The 2,074-nt window shown below is 70.4% G+C and carries 2 protein-coding genes and 1 pseudogene; all 3 read right to left on the bottom strand.

The genetic code is table 11. The features are described 5' to 3' along the window. Positions 1–631: pseudogene (locus J7E68_RS17535) on the bottom strand (3-oxoacyl-ACP synthase); the annotation flags it as partial. Beyond that, on the bottom strand, positions 628–1,548 hold the full coding sequence (locus J7E68_RS17540; protein ID WP_215174759.1) for an ACP S-malonyltransferase: 921 nt from the start codon (positions 1,546–1,548) through the stop codon (positions 628–630). The gene J7E68_RS17540 and the pseudogene J7E68_RS17535, both read right to left, overlap by 4 nt. Positions 1,549–1,653: 105 nt before the next feature. Further along, the coding region (locus J7E68_RS17545; protein ID WP_215174761.1) for a CdaR family transcriptional regulator at positions 1,654–2,074 on the bottom strand (421 nt) is incomplete at its 5' end.

Below are 2,074 nucleotides of genomic sequence, written 5' to 3' on the forward strand. Positions count from 1 at the left end.
CGCGGAATTCGGTGAGAGTGCCGTTCATGCCGACGGCATCGGCCTTCGAGCCGTCCGAGCCCCACACCGCAGGGGCGATGCCCGGCGTGTCGCTCGGGCCGATGAGCGCGGCACCCGCGCCGTCGCCGAGCAGGAACGAGATGCTGCGGTCGGCGGGGTCGACGATGTCCGAGAGCTTCTCGGTGCCGATCACGAGGGCGTAGCGTGCGGCGCCGGAGCGGATCAGGGCATCCGCCTGGGTGACGGCGTAGGCGTACCCGGCGCACGCGGCGTTGATGTCGTAGGCGGCCGCCGGGTTCGCGCCGACACGGTCGGCGACGATGGCGGAGACCGACGGGGACTGCTTGGGGTTGCTGATGGTGGCGACGATGACCAGATCGACCTGGTCTGCCGCGATGCCCGACTTCTCGATCGCCTCGGCAGCCGCGATGGTCGCCAGATCGATCGCATCGGTGCCCTTGTCGGCCCGCACCCGCGTGACGATGCCGGTGCGCTGTCGGATCCACTCGTCGCTCGAGTCGATCGGGCCGATCAGATCGTCGTTCGGGACCGCGTTCTCGCCACGGGCAGCGCCGTAGGAGTAGATCCGGGTGTACGCGGGACCGGTGACCTGGTTCAGGGTGGGGCTCATGCGGCTTCTCCGTTCAGCAGCGCGACGGCCGCATCGAGGTCATCGGGGGTCTTGACGGCGACCGTCGGCACGCCGCGCAGGCCGCGCTTCGCGAGCCCGGTCAGCGCACCCGCAGGGGCGAGCTCGATGAGACCGGTGATGCCGTGCTCGGCGAAAGAGGCCATGCAGAGGTCCCAGCGCACGGGCGACGAGACCTGATCGACGAGGTGGCTCAGGGCCTGCGAGCCGTCGGTGACGACGGACCCGTCGCGGTTCGACCACAGGGTGATCTCGGGATCGGCCGGTGCGACCGTCGAGACGGCGTCGCGGAGGGCTGCGACAGCGGACTCCATGTACGAGGTGTGGAACGCCCCGGCGACCTGCAGTGGGATCACGCGAGTGCCCTTGACCGGCTCGGAGGCGAGGGCGTCGAGCCCTGCGAGTTCGCCGGCCACGACCAGCTGGCCGCCGCCGTTGTAGTTCGCGGGAGAGAGACCGAGTTCGGTGAGGCGCGTGAGGATGGTCTCCTCGTCGCCGCCGAGCACCGCGCTCATGCCGGTGGGGGTGTGGGCTGCGGCATCCGCCATCGCCCGGCCGCGGATGCCGACCAGACGCATGCCGGTCTCGGCATCGATCACGCCGCTCTGCACCAGCGCGGCGATCTCTCCGACGGAGTGCCCGGCGACGCCGTCTGCGCGGCGTTCCGCTCGTGAGGCGAGAGCAGTCGCCGCGATCAGGGACGCGGCCACGATGAGGGGCTGCGCCACGCGCGTGTCACGGATCGTGTCGGCATCCGACTCCGTCCCGTGCTGCTGCAGGTCGACCCCGGCGGCCTCGGAGTAGGCGGCGAGGGTCTCGGCCACGCCGTCCAGCTCGAGCCAGGGGGAGAGGAAACCGGGGGTCTGCGAGCCCTGTCCTGGGCATACGACGACAATCACATCCCCAGTCTGCCAACGATCCGCCGGAAGTGGTGGATGATCCATCACAAGATTCGGAAGAACCCTTGTGTGTGGCGTACAGCCAGGGGGTGACCGTGGGCCGGATCAGCGGGACGGACGCCGCAGCGGTGGACGACGGCGCACCTGCTCTGCGGCCCCGATCGAGCCGAGGATGAGTGCGGTCTGCAGGATCAACGCCTCGCGCGGGCCCGTGGCGTCCCACCCTATGACCTCGCTCACGCGCTTCAGGCGGTAGCGCACCGTGTTCGGGTGCACGAACAGCTCGCGGGCGGTCGCCTCGAGGGAGCGCCCGTTGTCGAGATAGCTCCAGAGAGTCGTGACGAGGTCTGTGGAGTGCGCCTGCAGCGGTCGATAGATCCGCTCGATGAGCGTCTGCTTGGCGAGCGGATCGCCGGCGAGCGCGCGCTCGGGAAGCAGATCGTCGGCGTCGACCGGCCTCGGGGCGGAGCGCCATGCACGTGCGACCGCGAAGCCGGCGAGGGCGGCCCGTGCGCTCTGGCTGGCG

The organism is Microbacterium sp. ISL-103 (assembly GCF_018613995.1).
GTDB lineage: Bacteria > Actinomycetota > Actinomycetes > Actinomycetales > Microbacteriaceae > Microbacterium.